This is a genomic window from Streptomyces sp. NPDC031670, from assembly GCF_055580545.1.
Genome location: NZ_JBVILC010000002.1, coordinates 24,221 through 46,537, shown reverse-complemented (window position 1 = coordinate 46,537; position 22,317 = coordinate 24,221). Strand labels below are relative to the sequence as shown.

Here is a 22,317-nt window from a genome sequence, read left to right as displayed (position 1 = left end):
CCCACACGCGCCCCGTACTCACGCGCGCCCCGGCACTCCGAGCCACTCCTGACGGGTGAGGGCGTATTCGACGTCCCCGTGCTCGTCCCCCTCGACGGAGTGGGGCCACTCCTCGAAGTACGTCCGTACGTAGCTGAGTCCGCACGCCTCCATCACCCGCCGCGAGCGGTCGTTCACGTACATCGTGTTGGCGGTGATCCGGGCGTACCCCAGCTCCCCGAAGCCCTTCTCGATGAGCGCGAGCGCCCCCTCGCGCGCGTACCCCTTGCCCCAGGCCGCCCGGCGCAGCCGGTACCCGAGGTCCGCGTGGTCCGCGGGCGCGTTCAGGCCGGGGCGCAGACAGTGCCAGCCGATGAACTCGCCGGTGTCGCGCAGATGCGTCGCCCAGAAGCCCCCGGGCAGCATCCGCGCGAACGACTCGGCGCGGATCTCCTCGCGGCTCATGGGGCGGCCCCCGGTGATGTACCGCATGACCTCGGGGTCGCTGTCGAGCTCCACGACGAGGTCGAGGTCGGCGGGGGTGTCGGTGAAGGGGCGGAGGACGAGGCGGTCGGTGGTGAGGAAGGGGGCCGGGGTGTCGGTCATGGCGACGATTGTCGGCGGCGCCGGACCCGACGGCCACGGGTTTTCACCCGCGCCCCCGCCCCAGCACCACCGTCCCCGAAGAGCAGAACCAGCCCCCCGTGCCCGAGGCCACGGCCAGCTCGGGCAGCGTGCCGTCGGACCGCCGGACCTGGCCCGGTCCCGCCTCGCCGCGCAGTTGCCGTACGGCCTCGACCAGGAGGAACAGCCCCCGCATCCCGGGGTGGCAGGCGGAGAGCCCGCCGCCGTCGGTGTTGACGGGCAGTGCGCCGCCGGTGAGCAGCCGCCCCTTCTCCACGAAGGCGCCCCCTTCCCCCTTTGCGCAGAACCCGAGGTCTTCGAGAGTGACGAGGGTCATGTACGTGAAGGCGTCGTAGATCTCCGCGAGGTCGATGTCGGCCGGGCGGACTCCGGCGCGCTCGAAGGCGGTCCGACCGGAGACGGCGGCCGGCGAGACGGTGAAGTCGTCCCACTCGGACATGGTGGTGTGCGAGACGGCCGTGCCCGAACCCAGCACCCAGACGGGCGGCTTGACGGTGTCGGGGACGTACTCCGCCGCCGCGAGCAGCACCGCGCAGCCGCCGTCGGAGCGGATGCAGCAGTGCAGCTTGGTGAACGGGTCGGCGATCATCGGCCCGGCCAGGACGTCGTCGACGGTGATGGGGTCGCGGAACATCGCGTCGGGGTTGGTGGCCGCGTTGGCGCGCGCCTGCACGGCGACCTCGGCGAGCTGTTCCAGGGTGGTGCCGTACTCGTGCATATGGCGGCGGGCGGCCATGGCGTACTTCGCGACGAGCGTGTGGCCGTAGGGCACCTCGAACTGCAGGGGGCCGCGCCCGCCGAAGGACAGGTTCGAGGTCCGCCGCCCGGCCCTGATGTCGGCGCGGGCGGTGGAGCCGTAGACGAGGAGTACGGCGTTGGCGTGCCCGGCGGCGATGGCGTCCACGGCGTGGGCGGCCATCACCTCCCAGGTGGCGCCGCCGACCGAGGTGGAGTCGACCCAGGCCGGCTTCAGCCCCAGGTACTCGGCCACCTCGACCGGGGCGAGCGTCCCAAGACCCGCGGACCCGAACCCGTCGACGACGCCCCGCTCCAGCCCGGAGTCGGCGAGCGCCCGGCGGGCGGCCTGGGCGTGCAGGGCGTAGGGGGTGGCGTCGTCGACGCGGCCGGTGTCGGAGAGGGCGACGCCGACGATGGCCACGGGGCGGGAGGACCGGGCGAGGGCTGCCATAGATCTGACGGTACATCAGATGGAAGGTCCCCCGTCCGGCTTACGGGGGAAATCCCTCGCGGCTGCCCGACCCCGGGCCCGGGGGGCCGGGGTAGGGGTGGGGCGGCGGGAACTGATGTACCGTCAGATTCCGGCGTTGCCCCGTCCCCGGGAGGAGAAGCCCACTCATGGACCCCGAGCTCACCCCCGAGCAGCAGGAGATCCGCCGTACCCTCCGCACCCTCCTCACCAAGCGTTGCGGCCCCGACGACGTCAGGGCCGCGACCCTCACCGCACCCGGGTACGACGACGGCCTGTGGCGGCGGCTCGCCGGTGAGCTGGGGCTGCCGGGGCTCGCGGTGCCCGAGGCGTACGGCGGGACCGGCTGCACCACCGCCGAGCTCGTCCTCGCCGCGGAGGAGACCGGCCGTGCCCTCCTCCCCTCACCCCTCCTCGCCACCGCCGTCCTCGCCGCCCCCGTCCTCCTCGCCCTCGGCACCGAGGCACAGAAACAGGCCCACCTGCCGCTCCTCGCCCGCGGCGAGCTGACCGCCGCCCTCGCCGTCCCGGGGCCCGCCCTCGCCCCGGCCCTCGGGCTCACCGGGGACGGCTCCGACGGCTCCTGGGTCGGCGGCGGGCGCGCCGGAGGGGTGCAGGCACGGGAGGCCGAGGGGCGCTGGCGGCTGTACGGGGAGGCCGCCCAGGTCCTCGACGGCCACCGCGCCGGTCTCCTCCTCGTGCCCGCCCGTACCGGCGGCTTCACCCGCGGCCGGGTCCGTCTCTTCCTGGTACGCGGGGACGCCGACGGTCTCCGCCGGACCCGCCACACCACCCTCGACGAGACCCGCACCCAGGGGAGAGTGCAATTGCGGGACGTGGAGGGCGAGTTGCTCGGCGACGGGGAGCCGCTGGGCGTCCTCGCCGCCACCGGGCGCACCGCCGCCGCCTTCCTGGCCGCCGAGGCCGTCGGCGCCGCCGACCGCGCGCTGGAGCGGACCGTCGCGTACGTGAAGGAGCGCGAGCAGTTCGGGCGGCCCATCGGGTCCTTCCAGGCCGTGAAGCACCGGCTGGCCGACCGTTACGTACAGGTGCAGGCGGCCCGCTCCGCCGCCTACTACGCCGCCTGGGACCCGGACGCCGGGGGGCTCGCCCTCGCGCAGGCGCTGGAGGCGCTGCGGAGCACCGCCGCCGAGACCGTCCAGCTGCACGGCGGCATCGGGTTCACCTGGGAGCACGAGGCGCACCTGTACTTCAAGCGGGCCGCGGCCGACGAGCTGCTCTTCGGGCCGGTGCCGGCGCTGCGGGCCCGCGCGGCCGAGCACGCGGGACTGTTCCGTACGCCTCCCGCACCCCCTCCGCCCTCTACGCCCCGTACCGTGCGCGCCGCCGCCCCGCGCGCGCGAGCGGCCGTCCGGTGAGCCGGGCCCCGCGCGGTGTGCGCCTGGTCCAGAAGGTGTCCTCCACGCGCGCGTTCGCGAAGGTCGCCCCGCACGTCGTCCCCGTCCTCGACCGGGCCGTGCACCGGCTCACCCGGGGCCGGGTGCTGCCGAGCGCGCGGATGCTCCCGGGGGTCGTGCTCACCGCGCGCGGCGCCGTCTCGGGGCTCCCGCGGCGGACGCCGCTCGCCTGTATGCCGGAGGACGCCGGGACCTGGCTGCTCATCGGGTCGAACTTCGGGCGCCCCGGGCACCCCGCCTGGACCGGCAACCTGCTGGCCCACCCGGACGCCGAGATCAGCTGGAAGGGGCGGGACCTGCCGGTACGGGCCCGGCTGCTCACGGGGGAGGAGCGGGCGGCGGCCTGGCGGGCCGCGCTGGAGTTCTGGCCCCCGTACGCCACGTACCAGGCCCGCGTCGAGCGCGAGATCTGGCTCTTCCGGCTGGAGCGGAGGGAGGCGGACGCGGACGCGCCGACGGAACGGGGAGGCGGAGGGGACGGGAAACGGGGCGGGAAGGGGGACGGGAAAGGGGACGGGAAGGGAAGCGGGCATGGGAACGCCGGCGGGGCTCACCTCGGTGAACCGCCGCCGGCGTGACAGGACTTGAGGCTTGAGGGCGGCCGGGGGCGCGCCGCGGCGGTCTCCGGGCCGGCGCGAGGGCGGGTGCCCCGGCGCGGGCTCGGCCGGTCCGCGGGCCGCGGCCGGCGCCGCTACTTCGTCGGCTTCTTGCCGGTGATGCCCAGATGTACGAGCAGCGCCAGGTTCGGCTTCAGCTCGGCCTGCTTGACGCCCCAGGTCTGGAAGCCCTTCTGGTGCGAGGCGACCGCCGCGAGCATGGCGACGATCGAGCCCGCCATCGCCGCGGGGCTGATGTCCTTGTCGACCTTGCCCTTCGACTGCAGCTCCTTCACCGCGTCCGTAAGGGAGTTGTTCACGGAGTTGAGGATCTTCATGCGGATCTTGTAGAACCGCTTGTCGCCCTCGGCCGCGCCCAGGTCGACCACCCGCAGGATCGCGTCATTCTTGCGCCAGAAGTCGAGGAACCCCTCGACCAGTTCCTCCGCCGTCTGCCAGCCGGCCTTGCCGACCCAGGAGCGGCCCTCCACGAGGGAGGTCAACGCGGCGCCCTCCTTGGCCATTTCCTCGGCGACCTCCAGGACGGCGCCCTCGACGTCCGGGAAGTACTGGTAGAAGGTCGCGGGTGAAGTGCCCGCCTTCCGCGCCACATCGATGACTTTCACGTCCCGGTACGGCGAGGAGCTGAGCATCTCGCTGAGGCAGTCGAGCAGCTTCTGCCGCGTCGCCTGGCCGCGTCGGCCTGCCACGCGGCCGTCGACGGTGCGTACTTGTCCTGTCATGCCGTCAGCTTACCGAGGGGTGATCGGAGCGCGATTCGGCCGACTGCAAATGGGGGCCCGGGGTTGACGGCCGCCCCGGGGACGTACCCCGCCGGCCTCCGGCACCCGCCGCTCCCGGCCCCCGTCGGGCGCCGGGCACCCGCCGCCCCTCCTCGCGCACCCGTCCGCCACTCGAATGGTGTTATCAACAGCCTGTGGACACGCTCTGTGGACAACCCGTGCGGGAAAAGGGGGCGGACGTCTACAGTGGGGGCAATGCAGCTCATTTGTTCTATTTGTGCCGGTGCGGGGTGCGGACGGGCCCGTTAGCTTCACCGCGTAGCGGCACCCGCGTCCCGTCCCGCACGCGGGGCGGGGCCACCCCAGGAAGGAACCAGGCGCATGGGCGGATTTCCGGAAGGCGCGCCGTGCTGGGCCGACGCGACGCTGCCCGACCTCGCGGCGGGCAAGCGGTTCTACGGCGCGCTGATGGGCTGGACCTTCGACGAGGACGCGCAGGAGAGGTACGGGCACTACACGACCGCGTTCAGCGGCGGGAAGCGCGTCGCCGCCCTCGTCCCCAAGCGCGACGGCCGGATGCCCACTGCCTGGGGCGTCTACTTCGCGGCCCCCGACGTGGCGGCGCTCGCCGTGCGGCTCAGGGCGGCGGGCGGCCAGCTGGTGACGGACCCGGTCCAGGTCCCTCCGTACGGGACGATGGCGGTCGCCGCCGACCCCGGCGGCGCGGTCTTCGGTCTGTGGCAGGCCGGCGCGCACGCCGGCTTCGAGAAGAGCGGAGAGCCGGGCGCCTTCTGCTGGACCGAGGTGTACGCCCGGGACACGGCCCGCGCCGACCGCTTCTACGAGTCCGTCTTCGGTTTCGAGGGCCGCGACCTGGACGAGACCGACGGCGACTACCGCACCTGGTCGCCCGCGGGCTCCGCGCCGGGCCCCGACACCGCCTTCGGCGGTCGCTGCCTCCTGGGGGACGCCTTCCCCGCCGAGATGCCCGACCACTTCCTGGTGTACTTCGCGGTCGGGGACTGCGACGCCACGGCCGCGGCCTGCCGTGATCTGGGCGGCCGGGTCACCGCCGAGCCCGTCGACATCCCGTACGGGCGCATGGCGGTCCTCACCGATGACCAAGGAGCGAGCTTCGCCATCCTCCAGAAGGAGTGAGGCAGGGGGCGCACGCCGGGGCGGCGGAGGGTGTTTGTGCAGGTGGGGGCGGTGGAGCCGGGTCGGGGAGATGTCCGGATCGGGATGAGACATCCCGATCCGTACGCGGGTTGGCCACCGGGTGCCTCCGGCAGGAAGAATCGGGGCGACGCGTGAGACGCTGCACGGGGCCTTGTCGCGACGCGTTGATACTTAGGGCCCGTACGGGGAGGTGGCAGGCAAGTGGAGCAGCTGACGCAGCACGACCCGAGGCGTATCGGCCCCTTCGAGGTGCTGGGACGGCTCGGTGCCGGCGGCATGGGGCTGGTCTATCTGGCGCGCTCGGCGTCCGGCCGCCGCGTGGCGATCAAGACGGTGCGCACGGAGCTCGCCGAGGACCAGCTGTTCCGGGTCCGCTTCACCCGTGAGGTGGAGGCGGCCCGGGCCGTCAGCGGTTTCTACACGGCGGCGGTGGTCGACGCCGACCCGCGCGCGGCCGTGCCGTGGCTGGCCACCGCGTACGTACCGGCGCCCTCGCTGGAAGAAATAGTGAACGAGTGCGGGCCGCTCCCGGCCCAGGCGGTGCGCTGGCTCGCGGCCGGTATCGCCGAGGCGCTGCAGTCCATCCACGGGGCGGGCCTGGTCCACCGCGACCTCAAGCCCTCCAACGTCCTGGTGGTCGAGGACGGCCCCCGGGTCATCGACTTCGGTATCGCGTCCGGTGTCTCCAACACCCGTCTGACCATGACGAACGTCGCCGTTGGCACGCCCGCGTACATGTCGCCCGAGCAGGCGAAGGACTCGCGCAGCGTGACCGGCGCGAGCGATGTGTTCTCGCTCGGCTCGACGCTGGTCTTCGCGGCGACCGGTCACGCCCCCTTCCACGGCGCCAACCCGGTCGAGACCGTCTTCATGCTGCTGCGCGAGGGCCCCGACATCACCGGGCTGCCCGACGAGCTGCGCCCGCTGATCGAGTCCTGTATGCAGATGGAGGCCGCGCTGCGGCCCTCGCCCGAGGACCTCCAGGCACAGCTCGCCCCGCACCTCTTCGGCGGTTCGGACGACAGCGGCACCGCCTCCGCGTGGCTGCCCGACCGCTCGGTGGCGATGATCGAGCAGCGCCGGGGCGGTGGCCGCGCCAAGGCGGTGGCGCGTCCCGTCCAGGACCCCGCCCCCTCGCCGCCGCCCCGCCCGCCCTACCAGCCCCCGCACCAGCCCTCCCTGCCCCAGCCCGTGCCGGACGGCCCCGTGCGCCTCGCCGGGGCCAAGGTGCCGATCGGACCTGGACCCCGGGTCCTGGACGGCACGCGCGCGGTGGCCGAGGCCAGCCCCGCCACCGGGTGGGTCAGGTTCCCGGCCGGCGGCCCCCTGGGCAGACCGGACCGGCCCCCGGCCAACGGGGCGCCCACGGCGGCGCCCCCCGTGCCGTCCCCGGCGCCCTCGCCCGAGCCGCCCGGCCGCTGGCGGCCCTGGCGCTTCCGTATGTCGAACGACGTGTGGGGCACCCCCGCCGTGTCGGGCGATCTGCTCTACGTCACCTCCTTCGAGGTGCACGCGCTGGACGTGGGCAGCGGCCGGCGCCAGTTCAAGACGCGGGACGTCGCCTGGGCGATGGCCGTGGAGGCGGGCCGTATCCACGCCTCGGACGGCCCCACGCTCTACGCGCTGGACGCGTCGGACGGCCGCGAACTGTGGCGGCTGCCGACGGACGCCTGGGTGTACGCCCTCAAGGCCGCCCGGGGCACGGTCGTCACCGCGACCCGGGGCGGCGGGGTGCAGGCCTGGGAGGCCGCCAACGGCGAGAAGCTCTGGGAGATCACCGGCGCCCAGACCGACTTCGAGACCCCCGAGGCCGCCCCGGTGATCCACGAGGGCACGGTGTACGTGTGGCAGGACGCGCGGCTGCGCGCCCTGGACGCGCGGACGGGCGCCGAGCGCTGGTCGTACCCGGTGGGTGACGCGGCCTCCTGCGGCGGTGTCCCGGTCCGCCTGGCGCCCGCGCCGGACGGTTATGTGTACGTGTCGGCGGGCACCCGGGTCCTCTCGATCGACATCGTCAGCGGCCACGTCCGCTGGCACTTCGAGGCCCCGGCGGTCTTCCTCTGCCCGCCCGCGTTCGCGCCGGGCCCGGCGGTCGTCGGCGGCGGCGTGTACCTGGCGGACTACCTCGGCACGGTGTACGCGCTGGACGCGGCCACCGGCAAGGACCGCTGGCGCATCGCGACGGAGTCCCGCCAGTCCATCGAACCGGTCCTGGTGGCGGACGGCAACATCCACGTCGGCAGCGGCAACGCGCTCTACACCCTGGACGCGGTCACCTCCACCCCCAAGTGGCGCTTCGCGGCGGGCGCGGAGGTGGTGGGCGCCCCGGTGGTGGCCGACGGCCGTATCCACTTCGGCTCGGCCGACCACTGCCTCTACACCCTGGACGCGGCGGGCGGCCAGCTCCGCTGGAAGCTGGCCACGGGCGGCGAGATCACCGGCTCGCCGGTGGCGCGCAACGGTGTGGTCTACGCGTGCAGCAAGGACCGCTGTGTGTACGCGCTGGACGCGGTGAAGGGGACGGCGACCTCGGGGAGGTAGCCGTGCGGGGACGACGGGGGCGCCGGGGAGATCGTGTGGCGGCTCTCCGGGCGGGCACATCCCCGCCCGGCCCCGCTGTTACGGTGTCGGCGGTCTTCGAGGGACCGGGACTTCGGCAGGCTTCGGTACGGGGGGTGGGGCGCTGGTGTTGCGCCGACGGATGAGGTTCACGGCCGTACTGGCCGGGGTGGTGCTGGCGCTCACCGGGTTCTCCGGACACGGGCACGGGCACGGCAAGAGCAGCGGTGACGGGGGCGGCTGCTCCAACTCCCACAAGAGCAACGGCGGTTCGGGGTACCGGCACACGGACGACCACGACAGCACCACCGGCTCCGGCTCCGGCTCGGGTTCCCGGTCGAGCTCCACCCCCGGCCCGACGCCGTCCCCCTCGGCCACGCCGGCCGGAACCGTCGTCTCCTGTGCCGCGCCCGCCCAGGGCAAGCGGGCGGCGGTCACCTCGGCGACCGTACGGGTCACCGCCGACCCGCTGGCGGCCGGCAGCCACCGGTACCGGGTCGAGGTCGACTTCCTCGGCGCGGCCGGCGAGAGCGTCGACAGCGGATCGATGTTCGTGACCCTGGACGCGGGCCGGTCGCGGAGCGTGGAGGTGCCGATGGCGGTGCCGTCGCGGGTCGCGAAGGTCAAGGAGTGCCGGCTGACGCGGGTCATGGAGTGGAGCTGAGCGCGGACGCGAGCGCCGCCGGACCCGGCCTCCCGGCCGCGGACCGGAGGACCGGGTCGCCCGCGCGGTTCCCCGCGCTCCTCACCTCACCCTGAACCCCGTGTCCCGCCGCCCGAAGAGCTCCCCCTGCTTTTCCGGGGGCAGGTTCCCCAGCGCGATCAGCTGCGGCGCGTGGGCGAAGGAGGCCGCCAGGGCGGGGGCGCGGGTGGTCCACAGGGCCCGGACGGTCCCCTGCACCGCCCCGGTGGGGCAGGACGCCAGAGTCTCCGCGCACCTCAGTGCCGCCGCCGTCTCCTCGCCCGGCGGCGTCACCTCGCTCACCAGGCCCGTTTCGTACGCCCTGCGGGCCGAGACCCGTTCCGCCGTGCCCATCAGGGCCAGCCGCGCCGCCTCGCCGAAGGGCATCCGGGCGGCCAGGTAGGCGGACTCGTAGGCGTTGACCATGCCGTACGTGGTGTGCGGGTCGAAGAACGTGGCGTCCTCGGCCGCGATCACGAACTCGACCTCCCCCAGCAGGTAGAACGCCCCGCCGCAGGCCATCCCCCGGACCGCCGCGATCACCGGCTTCCACAGGTCGTTCGCCTTCGGGCCGATGGTGAGCAGCGGATCGTCGATCGCGTACGGCGAGGTCGGCTGCGGGACCTCGGCCGAGCGGTCGATGCCGGTGCAGAACGCCTTCCCGCCCGCCCCGGTCAGTACGATCGCGCGGATCGCCTCGTCGTAGCGGAAGCCGCGCCAGGCGGCGGAGAGTTCGGCCGCCGTCTCCAGGTCGATCGCGTTGTGCTTCTCGGGGCGGTTCAGTGTCACCACCGCGACGCCGGTCCGCTCGTCCCGTACGACGGAGAGGGTCATGGGCGTTCCAGGAGCCAGCGCGGGACGGTCATGCCGCTGCCGTCCGCCCGTGTGAACGCGACCTGCACCCGCGCCCCGATCCGCAGCCGGTCCGGCGCCACCGAGTCCAGCGGCGCGTCCGGTTCGGCCACCACATTGCCGACGAGGCGGATCAGGGGGTCCTCGGCCAGCTCCACCACCACCGCGTTGTACGGGGCCTGGGCCGCGTACTCCGGCAGGAGCGGCGGGTGGGGGAAGACGTACGACCAGATGCGGCCCCGCCCGGACATCAGGCGCCACTCGCTGTCGAAGGAGTGGCAGTGCGGGCAGCAGGGGCGGGGCGGGAAGCGCAGCCGTCCGCAGCCGGGGGCGGCGCACGCCTGGACGCGGAGTTCGCCCCGCGCGGCGTACTCCCAGAAGGGGGCGCCGTCGTCGTCGGTCACCGGGGTCAGCATCGCGACTTCTCAACTCCTCAGCAGAAGGGCCGATGTGGGGACGCCCTCGCCCGCCGTCACCAGGCAGGTCGCGGCGCCCGGCACCTGCGCCGTGGCGGTGCCGCGCAGTTGCTTCACGCCCTCGTTGATGAGGTTGAAGCCGTGGACGTACGCCTCGCTCAGGCCGCCGCCGCCGGTGTTGAGCGGCAGTCGGCCGCCGATCTCCAGGGCGCCGCCCTCGGTGAAGGCGCCGCCCTCGCCCCGGCCGCAGAAGCCGTACCCCTCCAGGGAGAGCGGCACCAGCGGGGTGAACGCGTCGTAGATCTGGGCGACGTCCACGTCCTGGGGGCCGAAGTCGGCCTGCTTCCACAGATGGCGGGCGGCGGTCCAGGCGGGGCCGGTCAGGGGGTCGTCGTTCCAGTAGTTGACCATGCCGTGGTGCTGGGCGGGCAGGCCCTGGGCGGCGGAGTGCACGTACACCGGTTTCCGGCGGCAGTCGCGGGCGCGCTCGGCGGAGACGATCACGCAGGCCAGCGCGCCGTCCGTCTCCAGGCAGTTGTCGAAGAGGCAGAGCGGCTCACTGATCCAGCGGGAGTTCATGTACATGTCGCGGGTCAGGGGGCGCTCGTACATCATCGCGGCCGGGTTCTGGTTGGCGCGGTTGCGGCAGGCCAGGGCGACGTTGAAGAGGTGGTCGCGGGTGGCGCCGTACTCGTGCATATAGCGCCGGGCCAGCATGGCGATCTCGTCGGCGGGCCGCAGCAGCCCGAAGGGGCGCGTCCACTGGGCGGGGGTGGGGAGCTGGACGGTGGTGTTGGTCCAGGGGCGCGGGCCGCTGCCGCGTTTGCGCGAGCGCCAGGCGACTCCGACATTGGCCTGGCCGGTGGCGACGGCGGCGGCGAGATGGGCGACGGTGGCGCACGAACCGCCGCCCCCGAAGCCGACCTTGCCGAAGAAGGTGACGTCGCCGGCGCCGATCGACTTGGCGATCTCCACCTCGTCGGTCTCCTCCATCGTGTACGAGGCGAAGCCGTCCACCTCGCGGGGAGGGATTCCGGCGTCGTCGAGCGCGGCGAGGATGGCCCGGCAGGCCAGCTTCTTCTCGGAGTCGCCCAGCCGGCGGGCGAACTCCGTCTGGCCTATGCCCGCTATCGCCGTCGCGTCCTTGAGCATCGACACCCGCCACCTCCGCCAACGCCGTGCGTCATTGCCGCTGTTGCTGCTGACAGCGTGGAAGGGTACAGCTAATCTGACGGGCAGTCAGCTACTGTGCACGGCTACCGTCGGCGGAAGGGCTTGCCATGGGGGCGGACATACGGGCGGATGTACGGGGTGACCTGGAGTGGGGCTCGGTCCCCGGGCTCGTACGCGGCGCCGCCGAGCGGTACGGGGAGCGGGAGGCCGTAGTCGAGGGCCGCGTCCGTCTCTCGTACGCGGAGCTGGGCGAGCGGGTGGAGCGGGCGGCGGCGGCCTGTATGGCGGCCGGGGTCGAGAGCGGCGACCGGGTCGCGGTGTGGGCGCCCAACACCCTGGACTGGATCGTCTCCGCGCTCGGCGCGGTCACGGCCGGGGCGGTGCTCGTCCCGCTGAACACGCGTTTCAAGGGCTCCGAGGCGGTGTACGTCCTGCGCCGCAGCCGGGCGAAGCTGCTGTTCGTGACGGGGACGTTCCTGGGCACGTCGTACGTCGCCACCCTGCGCAGCGCCGCCGCCGAGGGGGAGGGCGGCGGGCCGCTGCCGGGGCTGCCGCATCTGGAGCAGGTGGTGGTGCTGGCGCAGGACGCGCCGGAGTCCTTCCGGACCTGGAAGGACTTCCTGGCGGGCGGCGAGGGCGTGCCGGCGGAGGAGGTGCGCGGGCGGGCGGACTCGGTGCGGCCCTCGGCCCCCTCGGACATCGTCTTCACCTCCGGCACGACGGGCCGCCCCAAGGGCGCGGTGATCACGCACGCGCAGACGCTGCGGGGGTACGCCCTGTGGAGCGAGCTGGCGGGGCTGCGGGAGGGCGACCGCTATCTGATCGTGAACCCCTTCTTCCACACCTTCGGGTACAAGGCGGGGATCATCGCCTGTCTGATGCGGGGCGCGGTGATGGTGCCGCAGCCGGTGTTCGACGTCGAGACGGTCCTGGCGAACATCGCGGCCGAGCGCATCTCCGTACTCCCCGGCCCGCCCACCCTCCACCAGTCCCTCCTGGACCATCCGGCGCGCGCGGCCCACGACCTGTCCGCGCTGCGGCTCGTGGTGACGGGCGCGGCCGTCGTCCCGCTGCGGCTCGTCGAGCGGCTGCGGACGGAGCTGGGGATCGGGACGGTGCTGACGGCGTACGGGCTGTCCGAGGCGAGCGGCATCGTCACGATGTGCCGGCGCGAGGACCCGCCGGGGGTGGTCGCGGCCACGTCGGGGCGGGCGATACCCGGTACGGAGGTACGGGTGCGGGCACCCGCGGGAGAGCCCGGGGAGGTGCAGGTGCGGGGATTCAACGTCATGCGGGAGTACTTCGAGGACCCGGCGGAGACGGCCCGGGCGATCACGTCCGACGGGTGGCTGCGGACGGGGGACGTGGGGGTCCTCGACGCGGCGGGCAATCTCCGGATCACCGACCGGATCAAGGACATGTTCATCGTCGGCGGGTTCAACGCCTACCCCGCCGAGATCGAGCAGGTACTCGGGCTGCATCCGGAGGTGGCGGACGTGGCGGTGGTGGGGGTGCCGGACGGCCGGCTGGGGGAGGTGGGCCGGGCGTTCGTGGTGCGACGGAAGGGGTCGCCGCTGACGGCGGACGAGCTGATCGCGTGGGCGCGACGGGAGATGGCGAACTTCAAGGTGCCGCGGGAGGTGGTGTTCGTGGCGGAGCTGCCGCGGAACGCGTCGGGGAAGGTGGTGAAGGGGGCGCTGCGGGGGTTCTCCCCCGGCACGCCCCTTCCCTCGTAGCGGTGCCGCACCGCGCCGATCCGGTCGTCGTTCGCGGTGTCCGCCATGTATGTCGCCGCGCTCTCGGCGGGCCGTTCTCGTCCGGCATGGTCACTCCTCTCCGTAGTGATGGCACTACTCTGTGGATTCAGCGTGACCGCGCAGCGGGAACCCCTCAACCTGTCAGAACGGCACGGAAGGCCGGTGAACGCCTCTTGAACCGCAAGGAGTTGGATCCAGACAGCTCGCCCCAAGCCGCTTTCGGCGCACGTCTGCGCAGCGTGCGGGAGGAGCGGGGGTGGACGCAGGAGGAGACGGCCGCGCGCATCGGGTATTCCAGTACGCATGTCTCGGCCGTGGAAACTGGTCGCAAACTGCCGACTCTTCGCTTCGCGCGCAGTGCGGACAGGGCGTTCGGCAGCGGCGACGCGTTCGAGCGCGCGTACCGGAAGGTCCGCAACACCGGACTGCTGGAGGGTTTCCCGCAGTTCGTGGAGCACGAGGCGCGCGCGGCGGAGGTCCGGCTCTACGAGGTCGGGGTGATTCCGGGTCTGCTCCAGACGCAGGAGTATGCCGCCGTGCTCGCCCGGAGCGCGGTCAAGCGCGGGGCGATCACCCACGAGCAGGCCGAGGAGCGGATCTCGCTCGTCGCCGAACGGCAGGCCGCCCTCGACCGCACGCCCCCGCCGCTGGTGCACGCGGTGCTGGACGAGAGCTGTGTCCGTCGGCCCATCGGGGAGCAGGACGTCATGGACGCGCAGTTGGCGCGTCTGCTGGAGTTCGCCGACCTGCCGACCACGCTCTTCCAGGTGGCCCCGTTCAGCATGGGAGACCGCCGTCCGTTCGACCTGCCGGTCACGATCCTGACGCTGCCGGACCGGTCACTCGTCTCGTACGCGGAATCCGCCCACCGAGGGCATCTGGAGCGCGAATCCACCTTCGTACTGCCGCTGTTGACGGCCTACCATCAACTGCAAGGCGAATCCCCCTCCCAGGCGGAGGCAGTGGCCATGATCAGCAGGTTACGAAAGGGCACCCCGTGACGACCGACCATCTGCAGTGGTTCACGTCCTCGTACAGCAACAACGGCGGCCAGTGTGTCGAGGTCGCCCACACCGTCGCCGCCGCGCGCGGCGTGGTCCCCGTCCGTGACTCCAAGCGCCCGGACGGTCCCGTCCTGGGCATCCGAGCCGAGGCCTACTCTTCCTTCGTCTCGGGCGTCAAGGCAGGTTGGTTCGACCACGCCTGAGTGCCCGGCCGGGCGCGTACCGGCGGCATCCTCCCGCCACTCCCGTCTCCGTGGGGAGTGGCGGGTCCTCATGTGCGGGCGGGTCCCGCTACCCCGCCCAGAGCCCCGTCTCCGTCAGCCCCAGCAGGCCGATCGCGTTCCCCCGGACGATCCGCTCCACCACGTCCTGCCTGAGGTGCGCCATCTGGGCCGCCCCGACCTCCTTGGACTTCGGCCAGGTGGAGTCCGAGTGCGGGTAGTCCGTCTCGTACAGGACGTTCCCCACCCCTATCGCCCCCAGGTTCCGCAGTCCGAAGGCGTCGTCGAAGAAGCAGCCGTAGACGTGGTCCGCGAAGAGTTCGGACGGGGGGCGGTGGACCTTGTCCGCCACTCCGCCCCAGGCGCGGTTCTCCTCCCAGACCACGTCCGCGCGCTCCAGGATGTACGGGATCCAGCCGATCTGGCCCTCCGCGTACATCACCCGCAGCCGGGGGAAGCGCTCGAACTTGCCGCTCATCAGCCAGTCGACCATCGAGAAGCAGCAGTTGGCGAAGGTGATCGTGGAGCCGACGGCCGGGGGCGCGTCCGCCGAGGTGGACGGCATGCGGGAGGACGAGCCGATGTGCATCGCGATCACCGTGCCCGTCTCGTCGCAGGCGGCCAGGAACGGGTCCCAGTAGTCCGTGTGGACCGAGGGCAGCCCCAGGTGCGGCGGGATCTCGGAGAAGGCCACCGCCCGCACGCCCCGCGCCGCGTTGCGCCGTACCTCCGCAGCGGCGAGCTCCGCGTCCCACAGGGGGATCAGCGTGAGCGGGATCAGCCGGCCGTGCGCCTCGGGCCCGCACCACTCCTCCACCATCCAGTCGTTGTACGCCCGCACCGACAGCAGCCCCAGCTCCCGGTCGGACGCCTCCGTGAACGTCTGGCCGCAGAAGCGGGGGAAGGTGGGGAAGCACAGCGCCGACTGGACGTGGTTGATGTCCATGTCCGCGAGCCGCTCCGGGACGCTGTACGAACCCGGCCGCATCTGCTCGTAGGTGATCACTTCGAGGCGGATCTCGTCCCGCGCGTACCCGACCGCCGTGTCCAGCCGGGTCAGCGGGCGGTGCAGGTCCTCGTACACCCACCAGTCGCCCACCGGCCCCTCGTCGCCCGGCGCGCCCATGACCGGCGCGAACCTGCCGCCGAGGAAGGTCATCTCCTTGAGGGGCGCGCGGACTATGCGCGGGCCCGAGTCCCGGTACCTCGACGGGAGCCGGTCCTGCCAGACGTGCGGCGGCTCCACCGTGTGGTCGTCCACCGAGATGATCCTCGGGAAGCTCTCCACGGTCTCCACGTTCTCCACACTCTCCATGGTCTCCATGACTCCTCACGGTAGACCCGATCTGACGATCCGTCAGCCAGTCGGTCCGGGGCGCTCGCGGCGCGGGGCGGCGGAGCCGGTCGCTCCCTGGGCCCCGCGCACCGGTCGCACCTCGGCCACTCACCCATCACTCGTCGGCCATTCGCCCCTCCGGCCCCGCCGCGCGACGCCCGTCCGTCCCCGGACGCGGCCGTGGACAAGCACTGCTGACCTGTAACGAAAGTGTGCAGAGCCCTTGTGCGGAGCGTCACCCGTAGCTGACGCGCATGCCATGGACAGGGCAGACTGGCACGGGCATTACCAGCTCTACGGGGGCACAGGGGGTCGCTATGGACCGAAACGGCGAGCCGCGCATTCCGGAGCAACGGGCTCCGGTTTCGGCAGCGGACGCCGGCCAGGCCGCGGACACCGCGGACCTGCGCTTCGGCGTGCTCGGACCCGTACGCGCCTGGCGTGGTCCGGAGGCCCTGCCGTCCGGCTCACCGCAGCAGCGGGCCCTGCTCGCCGCCCTGCTGCTGCGCGACGGCCGCACGGCCACCGCCGCCGAGCTGATCGACGCCATCTGGGGCGACGAGCCGCCCTCGCAGGCCCTGGCCGCGGTACGGACGTACGCCTCGCGGCTGCGCAAGGCGCTTGGGCCCGGCGTACTGGTCAGCGAGTCCGGCGGGTACGCCATCCGCCTCACCTCCGGCGTCCTCGACCTCGCCGAGGCCCAGGAGCTGGCCGCCGAGGCCGAGAAGGCGCGGGCCGGCGGCGACCAGACGCGGGCGCGCGACCTGCTCAAGGCCGCGCTCGCGCTGTGGACCGGTGAGCCGCTGGCCGGTATCCCCGGCCCGCACGCCGACACCGAGCGCACCCGGCTCGTCGAGTGGCGCCTCCAGTTGACCGAGGCCCGGCTCGACATGGAGCTGGACGCCGGCTGCCACGCCGAGGCCGTCTCGGAACTGACCGCGCTGACCGCCGCGCACCCGCTGCGCGAGCGGCTGCGGGAGCTCTTGATGCTCGCGCTCTACCGCAGCGGACGCCAGGCCGAGGCCCTCGCGGTCTACGCCGACACCCGGCGCCTGCTCGCCGACGAGCTCGGCGTCGACCCGCGCCCCGAGCTCGCCCGGCTCCAGCAGCGCATCCTCCAGGCCGACGAGGACCTGGCCCGGCCCGCCGAGGCCCCGGCCGCCCCGGCGCCGGTCCGGGCCGCCCAGCTCCCGGCCTCCGTCCCGGACTTCACCGGCCGGGTCTCCTTCGTCCAGGAGCTGTCGGCGCGGCTCGCCGCCGCCGAGTCCACCGTCATGGCGGTCTCCGCGCTGGCCGGGATCGGCGGCGTCGGCAAGACGACGCTCGCCGTGCACGTCGCCCACGCGGCCCGCCCGCACTTCCCCGACGGCCAGCTCTACGTCGACCTCCAGGGCACCGGGCCGCGCGCCTGCGAGCCCGAGGCGGTGCTCGGCGCGTTCCTGCGGGCGCTCGGCACCCCCGACGCGTCCATCCCCGACTCGCTGGAGGAGCGCGCGGCCCTGTTCCGCTCCACCCTCGACGGCCGCCGGGTCCTGGTGCTGCTCGACAACGCGCGCGACGCGGCCCAGATCCGCCCCCTGCTGCCCGGCACGGCGGGCTGCGCCGCGCTGGTCACCAGCCGGATCCGGATGCTGGACCTGGCCGGGGCCTACCTGGTCGACCTGGACGTGATGTCCCCGGAGGAGGCCCTCCAGCTCTTCACCCGGATCGTGGGCGAGGAGCGGGTGAGCGCGGAGCGCCAGTCGGCCCTCGACGTGGTGGCCGCCTGCGGCTTCCTGCCGCTCGCCATCCGTATCGCCGCCTCCCGGCTCGCCGCCCGGCGCACCTGGACCGTCTCGGTCCTCGCCGCCAAGCTCGCCGACGAGCGGCGCCGCCTGGACGAGCTCCAGGCGGGCGACCTCGCGGTCAAGGCCACCTTCGAACTCGGCTACGGCCAGCTGGAGCCCGCCCAGGCCCGCGCCTTCCGGCTGCTCGGCCTGCCCGACGGCTCGGACATCTCGCTGGCCGCGGCAGCCGCCGTCCTGGACCTGCCGCTCCAGGAGACCGAGGACCTCCTCGAATCCCTCGTCGACACCAGCCTGGTGGAATCGGCGGCCCCCGGCCGCTACCGCTACCACGACCTCGTACGGCTCTACGCCCGTGCCTGCGCCGAGCGCGACGAGGACCCGCCCTCCGAGCGGGCCGACGCCATGTCGCGGCTGCTCGACTTCTATCTGGCCACGGCCGCCCGGGTGTACGCGATCGAGCGGCCCGGCGACCGGCTGGTGGAGCACCTGGCGCCCACCCAGTACCCCGGCCTCACCTTCACCGACGGGCACGCGGCCGTGGACTGGCTGTACGCGGAGGCCAACTGCCTCCTGGCGTGCCTGCACCAGTGCGCGGCCGACCCGGCGATGCTGCGGCGCGCGGTGGACCTGCTGTGGGCGGCCAAGGACCTCGCCGAGTCGGGCGCCAACTCGCGCCAGTACGAGACGACGGCGGTGGCGGTACGGGACGCCGGACACCGGCGGGGCGACGCGCTCGCCGAGGGACGGGCCCGGCTCGCGCTCTCCACCGTGCTGCTCGTCTCCGGCCGCTTCGAGCAGGCCGACGAGGAGGCGCGGGTCTCCGCGCTGCTCGCCCGGGAGGCCGGCGATCCGATGCCGGCCGGGGCCGCACCCACCGACCGCGGGATCATCGCGTTCTACCAGAACCGGCACGCGGACGGCGAGCGCTTCCTTCAGGAGGCCATAGAGAACTACCGGGCCGACGGCAACCGGCCCGGCGAGGCCAGCGCGCTGTGCAACCTCTCCCGTATCCACGTGAACATGGGCCGGACGGCGAGCGCGGTCGAGCTCGCCCAGCGCGGGCTGGACATCTTCAGCGAGATGGGCCTGGCGCTGCGGTGCGCCAACGGCCGCTTCGCGCTGGGAATCGCGCTGACCCGGGCGGGCCGGCTCGACGAGGCGCTGTCCCAGCTCGGCCAGGCCCTGGAGGTCTTCCAGGAGAACCGGCACCGGCTGTGGGAGGGCACCACGCACTTCCGTATCGCCGAGGCCCACTTCGCGGCGCGGCGCCCGGCGCGGGCGGCCCAGCACGCGGAACAGGCGCTGGCGCTGCGCTGCATCGGCGGCGAGTGGATGCGCGGCAACGTCCTGACGACGCTGGGCCGGGCCCTGGACCAGCTCGGCCAGGCCGACCGGGCGCGCGCGTGCTGGCGCGAGGCGCTGGCCATCTATGAGTCGACGGGTGCGGCGGAGGCCAAGGACGTACGGCAGCTGCTGAGTCTGACGGCGGCGGCGTAGCGGCTACCGCACCCGCCGCCACCAGGGCTTTCGCTCGGCGGGGCGGCTTCGCGCGCCCCGAGCCGAAGCGGCCGTCCCGGCACCGTCCAAGGGGTTGCCGACGCCGTTTAGCCTTCGTTTATCGCCCCTCGGCACTCTTCTACTCAACGATCCGCCGCGTCGGGGGGCAGGCGGGTCGACGGTGGGCCTCCCCGCTACTGTGGACGGCCCTTGCAGTGCCCGTCCGGCGACCCTCGGGGGAGCCGCCGGGCGGGCACCGTTCACAGCACGACATGCAGCAACTCAGGGGAGCTGAACACGATGAGTGACGGTAACAAGCCCGAGACCGGCGACACCACCACGCAGGAGAACCACGCGGGGATCCCGGGCTCCGGCGCGGGTACGGGGACGGGCACCATCGTCCCGATGGAGAACCACGCGGGCCTGCTCGGTGGCGACGCCACCATCAAGCCCCTTGAGAACCACGCCGGGCTCGTGGGCGTGGGCGGTCCGGTCAAGCCCATGGAGAACCACGCGGGTCTGATCGGTACGGACGTGCTCAAGCCCCAGGAGAACCACGCCGGTTCCGAAGAGGTCTGAGCACCCGGGCACCACCGCTGGGCGGGGACCGGCCGCGGCGACGCGGAGGGGGGGTCACCGAGGCCGGCGACACACGGGGGACGTACGGGGGACGTACGGGGGAACCACGGGGGAACCACGGGGGGAACCACCGGGCCACGGGGGAACGGGGGCCACGGGGGATCGCCCGGGGACGCGTACTTGGGGGTGCGCGTCCCCGGACGGGGGAGCACGGGGGACACGGGGGAAGTACGGGGGACACGGGGGAACGGGGGAGGTACGGGGGGAACGGGGGAGGTACGGGGGAACCAAGCGCCCCGCGGCCGGACGTGCCGCGGGGCGCTTCGCCGTGTGCGCGGGGGCCCGGCGGCCTTGCCCCCGGCGCCGCCCCCCGCCACCATCCCCTCATGGACGCCCGCACCGCACAGCAGATCCTCGCCGAGAACTTCGCCCCCTGGGTGCTCGACCTCGGCCTGGCCGTCGAGGAGGCCGGGGCGGGCCGCGCCGTGCTGCGGCTGCCGTGGGACGCGCGGCTGGCGCGGGAGGGGGGCGGGATGTCGGGACAGGCGCTGATGGCCGCCGCCGACACCGCCACCGTCATCGCCGTCTCGGCCGCCCGGGGCGCGTACGTCCCCATGACCACCGTGCAGCAGTCGACCAGCTTCCAGCGCCCGGTCGTCGGCGCGGACGTCCTGGTCGAGGCGCGGGTCACCAAGCTGGGGCGGCGCATGGCGTTCGCCGACATCACCCTCACCGCCGAGGGCGCCGACGAGCCCGCGGCCCGCGCCAGCACGGTCTACGCGCTCCTCGGCTGACCGTACGCCTCCCGAGGGGTCCGCCAGGGGCCTTGTCTGACGGTCCATCAGATACCACGATGGGCACGGACGAGTCGACGTGACGCGCGTCAGTTCCCCGGCGCCCGTCCGGAGCGAGGAGGCGGCACCGTGGACCCGTACGCGCACACACCCACCGGGGGGCGGCTCGGTTACGGGATGCAGCTCCCCATCCAGTCCCAGAGCACCCTCTACGCCGAACCCTGGGAAGCCGGCGCGACCCCGCAAGACCTCGCCGAGATCGCCCGGGCCGCCGACCGCGCCGGCTTCCACTACCTCGCCACCTGCGACCACGTCGCCATCCCGCGCCGACTGGCCGGCGCGATGGGCACCACCTGGTACGACCCGGTGGCCACCCTCGGCTATCTCGCGGCCCTCACCACCCGCACGCTGCTCCTCAGCCATGTCGCCGTGGTGGGCCTGCGCCACCCCCTCCTCACCGCCAAGCAGTACGCGACCCTCGACCACCTCAGCGGCGGCCGGCTGGTCCTGGGGGTCGGGGCCGGACACGTACAGGAGGAGTTCGAGGTGCTCGGCGCCGACTTCGCGGGCCGGGGAGCGGTGCTGGACGAGTCCATCGACGCGCTGCGGGCGGCGCTGGGCCCGGAGGAGTTCCCGGAGTTCCACGGCGAGCGGTTCGCCTTCTCCGGCCTCGGGCAGCGGCCCCGCCCCGCCCAGGAGCGGGTGCCGGTCTGGGTGGGCGGCTCCTCGCCCGCCGCCGTCCGCCGGGCCGCGCTGCGCGGCGACGGCTGGCTCCCGCAGGGCGACCCGCGCGACCGGCTGCCCCACCAGATCGCGCGGATACGGGAGCTGCGGGAGCGGGCCGGGCTCGACGGTCCGTTCTGCGTCGGCGCCATCGCCGAGCCCCTGTATGTGGGCGAGGCGCGGTGGGACCTCGGGCGCCGCACCCTCAGCGGCAAGCCGGACGCGCTCGCCGACTCCCTGCGCGAGTACGCCGCGCTCGGCGTCCACCAGGTCCAGCTGCGCTTCCGCTCGCGCGGCCGTGCCGAACTCGTCGACCAGATCGCGGCGTTCGCCGCCGATGTGGCCCCCCATCTGAGCTAGGGAGTACGGACATGGGCAAGCTGGACGGGCGGGTCGTCCTCGTCACGGGCGCGGCGCGCGGGCAGGGCGAGCAGGAGGCGCGGCTCTTCGCGGCCGAGGGGGCGAAGGTGGTGGTCGCGGACGTCCTGGACGACCAGGGCGAGGCGGTGGCCGAGGAGCTGGGCGCGGGGTCGGCGCGGTTCACGCACCTGGACGTGGGCCGGGAGGAGGAGTGGCGGGCCGCGATCACGCTGGCCAAGGAGGCCTTCGGGCATCTGGACGGGCTGGTGAACAACGCGGGCATCCTGCGCTTCAACGAGCTCGTGGCCACGCCGCTGGAGGAGTTCCAGCAGATCGTCCAGGTGAACCAGGTGGGCACGTTCCTGGGGATCAAGCACGCGGCGCCCGAGATCGAGGCGGCCGGCGGCGGCACCATCGTCAACACCGCCTCGTACACCGCGCTCACGGGCATGGCGTACGTCGGCGCCTACGCCGCCACCAAGCACGCCGTCCTGGGCCTCACCCGGGTGGCGGCGGTGGAGCTGGCGGCGAAGGGGATCCGGGTCAACGCGGTGTGCCCCGGCGCGGTGGACACCCCCATGACCAATCCGGCGGCCCTGGACCCGACGGCCGATCCGGAGGAGGCCGGGGCGGCGGTGGGCGAGCTCTACAAGCGGCTGGTGCCGCTGGGCAGGATCGGCCGGCCCGAGGAGGTGGCGGCGCTGGCGCTCTTCCTGACCAGCGAGGACTCGGCGTACATCACCGGCCAGCCGTTCGTGATCGACGGAGGCTGGCTGGCCGGCGTGAGCCTCTTCTGACCGTGCATCAGGT

General features: G+C 73.6%; 19 protein-coding genes and 1 pseudogene. 13 read left to right on the top strand and 7 right to left on the bottom strand.

Annotated features, from left to right (window positions below; translation table 11 throughout):
- Nucleotides 1-18 precede the first annotated feature (18 nt).
- Together ACZ5ID_RS04210 and ACZ5ID_RS04205 are read right to left on the bottom strand one after the other, a co-directional pair.
- Nucleotides 19-585, bottom strand: a complete 567-nt coding sequence (locus ACZ5ID_RS04210; protein WP_468893244.1) for a GNAT family N-acetyltransferase — start codon at nt 583-585, stop codon at nt 19-21.
- A 43-nt stretch (nt 586-628) separates the two neighbouring features.
- Nucleotides 629-1,813: a thiolase C-terminal domain-containing protein gene (locus ACZ5ID_RS04205; protein WP_468893242.1), complete on the bottom strand. Its 1,185-nt coding sequence runs from the start codon at nt 1,811-1,813 to the stop codon at nt 629-631.
- A gap of 167 nt (nt 1,814-1,980) precedes the next feature.
- On the opposite strand from ACZ5ID_RS04205, the gene ACZ5ID_RS04200 reads away from it, so the two are divergent.
- On the top strand, nt 1,981-3,210 hold the full coding sequence (locus ACZ5ID_RS04200; protein ID WP_468893239.1) for an acyl-CoA dehydrogenase family protein: 1,230 nt from the start codon (nt 1,981-1,983) through the stop codon (nt 3,208-3,210).
- Nucleotides 3,207-3,683, top strand: a pseudogene (locus ACZ5ID_RS04195) (nitroreductase/quinone reductase family protein); the annotation flags it as partial. The gene ACZ5ID_RS04200 and the pseudogene ACZ5ID_RS04195, both read left to right, overlap by 4 nt.
- 257 nt (nt 3,684-3,940) lie before the next feature.
- On the opposite strand, the gene ACZ5ID_RS04190 reads toward ACZ5ID_RS04195, so the two are convergent.
- On the bottom strand, nt 3,941-4,588 hold the full coding sequence (locus tag ACZ5ID_RS04190; protein WP_406557093.1) for a TetR family transcriptional regulator: 648 nt from the start codon (nt 4,586-4,588) through the stop codon (nt 3,941-3,943).
- 381 nt (nt 4,589-4,969) lie between these two features.
- On the opposite strand from ACZ5ID_RS04190, the gene kbpA reads away from it, so the two are divergent.
- From kbpA to ACZ5ID_RS04175, 3 genes are all read left to right on the top strand, one after another.
- The gene (gene kbpA, locus ACZ5ID_RS04185; RefSeq protein ID WP_468893237.1) at nt 4,970-5,746 is read left to right on the top strand and encodes an AfsK-binding protein KbpA; all 777 of its coding nucleotides are present in this window, start codon (nt 4,970-4,972) and stop codon (nt 5,744-5,746) included.
- A gap of 222 nt (nt 5,747-5,968) precedes the next feature.
- Nucleotides 5,969-8,308: a serine/threonine-protein kinase gene (locus tag ACZ5ID_RS04180; RefSeq protein WP_468893235.1), complete on the top strand. Its 2,340-nt coding sequence runs from the start codon at nt 5,969-5,971 to the stop codon at nt 8,306-8,308.
- Nucleotides 8,309-8,468: 160 nt separating this feature from the next.
- Nucleotides 8,469-8,990 carry a hypothetical protein gene (locus ACZ5ID_RS04175; protein WP_468893233.1) on the top strand — a complete coding sequence of 174 codons (522 nt, stop codon included), beginning with the start codon at nt 8,469-8,471 and terminating at the stop codon, nt 8,988-8,990.
- Between the two features lie 81 nt (nt 8,991-9,071).
- Here ACZ5ID_RS04175 and ACZ5ID_RS04170 read toward each other — a convergent pair whose 3' ends face one another.
- The 3 genes from ACZ5ID_RS04170 to ACZ5ID_RS04160 are packed head-to-tail and all read right to left on the bottom strand — an operon-like array spanning nt 9,072 to nt 11,428.
- Entirely contained in the window at nt 9,072-9,842 is a 771-nt protein-coding gene (locus ACZ5ID_RS04170) for an enoyl-CoA hydratase/isomerase family protein (RefSeq protein ID WP_468893231.1), read from the bottom strand.
- Entirely contained in the window at nt 9,839-10,276 is a 438-nt protein-coding gene (locus ACZ5ID_RS04165; protein WP_468893229.1) for a Zn-ribbon domain-containing OB-fold protein, read from the bottom strand. The genes ACZ5ID_RS04170 and ACZ5ID_RS04165 overlap by 4 nt, the downstream gene beginning before the upstream one ends.
- Before the next feature lie 9 nt (nt 10,277-10,285).
- The gene (locus tag ACZ5ID_RS04160; protein ID WP_468894169.1) at nt 10,286-11,428 is read right to left on the bottom strand and encodes a lipid-transfer protein; all 1,143 of its coding nucleotides are present in this window, start codon (nt 11,426-11,428) and stop codon (nt 10,286-10,288) included.
- 128 nt (nt 11,429-11,556) lie between these two features.
- Here ACZ5ID_RS04160 and ACZ5ID_RS04155 point away from each other — a divergent pair, with 128 nt between their 5' ends.
- From ACZ5ID_RS04155 to ACZ5ID_RS04145, 3 genes are all read left to right on the top strand, one after another.
- Nucleotides 11,557-13,185, top strand: coding sequence for a FadD3 family acyl-CoA ligase (locus tag ACZ5ID_RS04155; protein WP_468893227.1), 1,629 nt, complete (start codon nt 11,557-11,559; stop codon nt 13,183-13,185).
- Nucleotides 13,186-13,379: 194 nt separating this feature from the next.
- A complete protein-coding gene (locus ACZ5ID_RS04150; RefSeq protein WP_468893225.1) occupies nt 13,380-14,207 on the top strand; it encodes a helix-turn-helix domain-containing protein in 828 nt (275 codons plus the stop codon).
- Nucleotides 14,204-14,413: a DUF397 domain-containing protein gene (locus ACZ5ID_RS04145; protein ID WP_468893223.1), complete on the top strand. Its 210-nt coding sequence runs from the start codon at nt 14,204-14,206 to the stop codon at nt 14,411-14,413. Before ACZ5ID_RS04150 ends, ACZ5ID_RS04145 begins: the two co-directional genes overlap by 4 nt.
- An 88-nt stretch (nt 14,414-14,501) precedes the next feature.
- Here ACZ5ID_RS04145 and ACZ5ID_RS04140 read toward each other — a convergent pair whose 3' ends face one another.
- On the bottom strand, nt 14,502-15,719 hold the full coding sequence (locus ACZ5ID_RS04140; RefSeq protein ID WP_468894167.1) for an amidohydrolase family protein: 1,218 nt from the start codon (nt 15,717-15,719) through the stop codon (nt 14,502-14,504).
- A 365-nt stretch (nt 15,720-16,084) separates the two neighbouring features.
- Here ACZ5ID_RS04140 and afsR point away from each other — a divergent pair, with 365 nt between their 5' ends.
- The 5 genes from afsR (at nt 16,085) to ACZ5ID_RS04115 (ending at nt 22,304) form a co-directional block, all read left to right on the top strand.
- Nucleotides 16,085-19,051 carry an SARP-family global regulator AfsR gene (gene afsR / locus ACZ5ID_RS04135; protein ID WP_468893221.1) on the top strand — a complete coding sequence of 989 codons (2,967 nt, stop codon included), beginning with the start codon at nt 16,085-16,087 and terminating at the stop codon, nt 19,049-19,051.
- Nucleotides 19,052-19,351: 300 nt separating this feature from the next.
- A complete protein-coding gene (locus ACZ5ID_RS04130; RefSeq protein ID WP_358832786.1) occupies nt 19,352-19,630 on the top strand; it encodes a hypothetical protein in 279 nt (92 codons plus the stop codon).
- Between the two features lie 386 nt (nt 19,631-20,016).
- Nucleotides 20,017-20,424, top strand: a complete 408-nt coding sequence (locus tag ACZ5ID_RS04125; protein WP_468893219.1) for a PaaI family thioesterase — start codon at nt 20,017-20,019, stop codon at nt 20,422-20,424.
- 177 nt (nt 20,425-20,601) lie between these two features.
- Nucleotides 20,602-21,507: an LLM class F420-dependent oxidoreductase gene (locus ACZ5ID_RS04120; RefSeq protein ID WP_468894165.1), complete on the top strand. Its 906-nt coding sequence runs from the start codon at nt 20,602-20,604 to the stop codon at nt 21,505-21,507.
- A gap of 11 nt (nt 21,508-21,518) precedes the next feature.
- The gene (locus ACZ5ID_RS04115) at nt 21,519-22,304 is read left to right on the top strand and encodes an SDR family NAD(P)-dependent oxidoreductase (RefSeq protein ID WP_468893217.1); all 786 of its coding nucleotides are present in this window, start codon (nt 21,519-21,521) and stop codon (nt 22,302-22,304) included.
- Nucleotides 22,305-22,317 lie beyond the last annotated feature (13 nt).

Bases quoted from the DNA above. Each gene is read 5' to 3' on its own strand.
- ACZ5ID_RS04210 (WP_468893244.1), bottom strand. From the start codon at position 585: ATGACCGACACCCCGGCCCCCTTCCTCACCACCGACCGCCTCGTCCTC.
- ACZ5ID_RS04205 (WP_468893242.1), bottom strand. From the start codon at position 1,813: ATGGCAGCCCTCGCCCGGTCCTCCCGCCCCGTGGCCATCGTCGGCGTC.
- ACZ5ID_RS04200 (WP_468893239.1), top strand. From the start codon at position 1,981: ATGGACCCCGAGCTCACCCCCGAGCAGCAGGAGATCCGCCGTACCCTC.
- ACZ5ID_RS04190 (WP_406557093.1), bottom strand. From the start codon at position 4,588: ATGACAGGACAAGTACGCACCGTCGACGGCCGCGTGGCAGGCCGACGC.
- kbpA (WP_468893237.1), top strand. From the start codon at position 4,970: ATGGGCGGATTTCCGGAAGGCGCGCCGTGCTGGGCCGACGCGACGCTG.
- ACZ5ID_RS04175 (WP_468893233.1), top strand. From the start codon at position 8,469: ATGAGGTTCACGGCCGTACTGGCCGGGGTGGTGCTGGCGCTCACCGGG.
- ACZ5ID_RS04170 (WP_468893231.1), bottom strand. From the start codon at position 9,842: ATGACCCTCTCCGTCGTACGGGACGAGCGGACCGGCGTCGCGGTGGTG.
- ACZ5ID_RS04165 (WP_468893229.1), bottom strand. From the start codon at position 10,276: ATGCTGACCCCGGTGACCGACGACGACGGCGCCCCCTTCTGGGAGTAC.
- ACZ5ID_RS04160 (WP_468894169.1), bottom strand. From the start codon at position 11,428: ATGCTCAAGGACGCGACGGCGATAGCGGGCATAGGCCAGACGGAGTTC.
- ACZ5ID_RS04155 (WP_468893227.1), top strand. From the start codon at position 11,557: ATGGGGGCGGACATACGGGCGGATGTACGGGGTGACCTGGAGTGGGGC.
- afsR (WP_468893221.1), top strand. From the start codon at position 16,085: ATGGACCGAAACGGCGAGCCGCGCATTCCGGAGCAACGGGCTCCGGTT.
- ACZ5ID_RS04130 (WP_358832786.1), top strand. From the start codon at position 19,352: ATGAGTGACGGTAACAAGCCCGAGACCGGCGACACCACCACGCAGGAG.
- ACZ5ID_RS04125 (WP_468893219.1), top strand. From the start codon at position 20,017: ATGGACGCCCGCACCGCACAGCAGATCCTCGCCGAGAACTTCGCCCCC.
- ACZ5ID_RS04120 (WP_468894165.1), top strand. From the start codon at position 20,602: ATGCAGCTCCCCATCCAGTCCCAGAGCACCCTCTACGCCGAACCCTGG.
- ACZ5ID_RS04115 (WP_468893217.1), top strand. From the start codon at position 21,519: ATGGGCAAGCTGGACGGGCGGGTCGTCCTCGTCACGGGCGCGGCGCGC.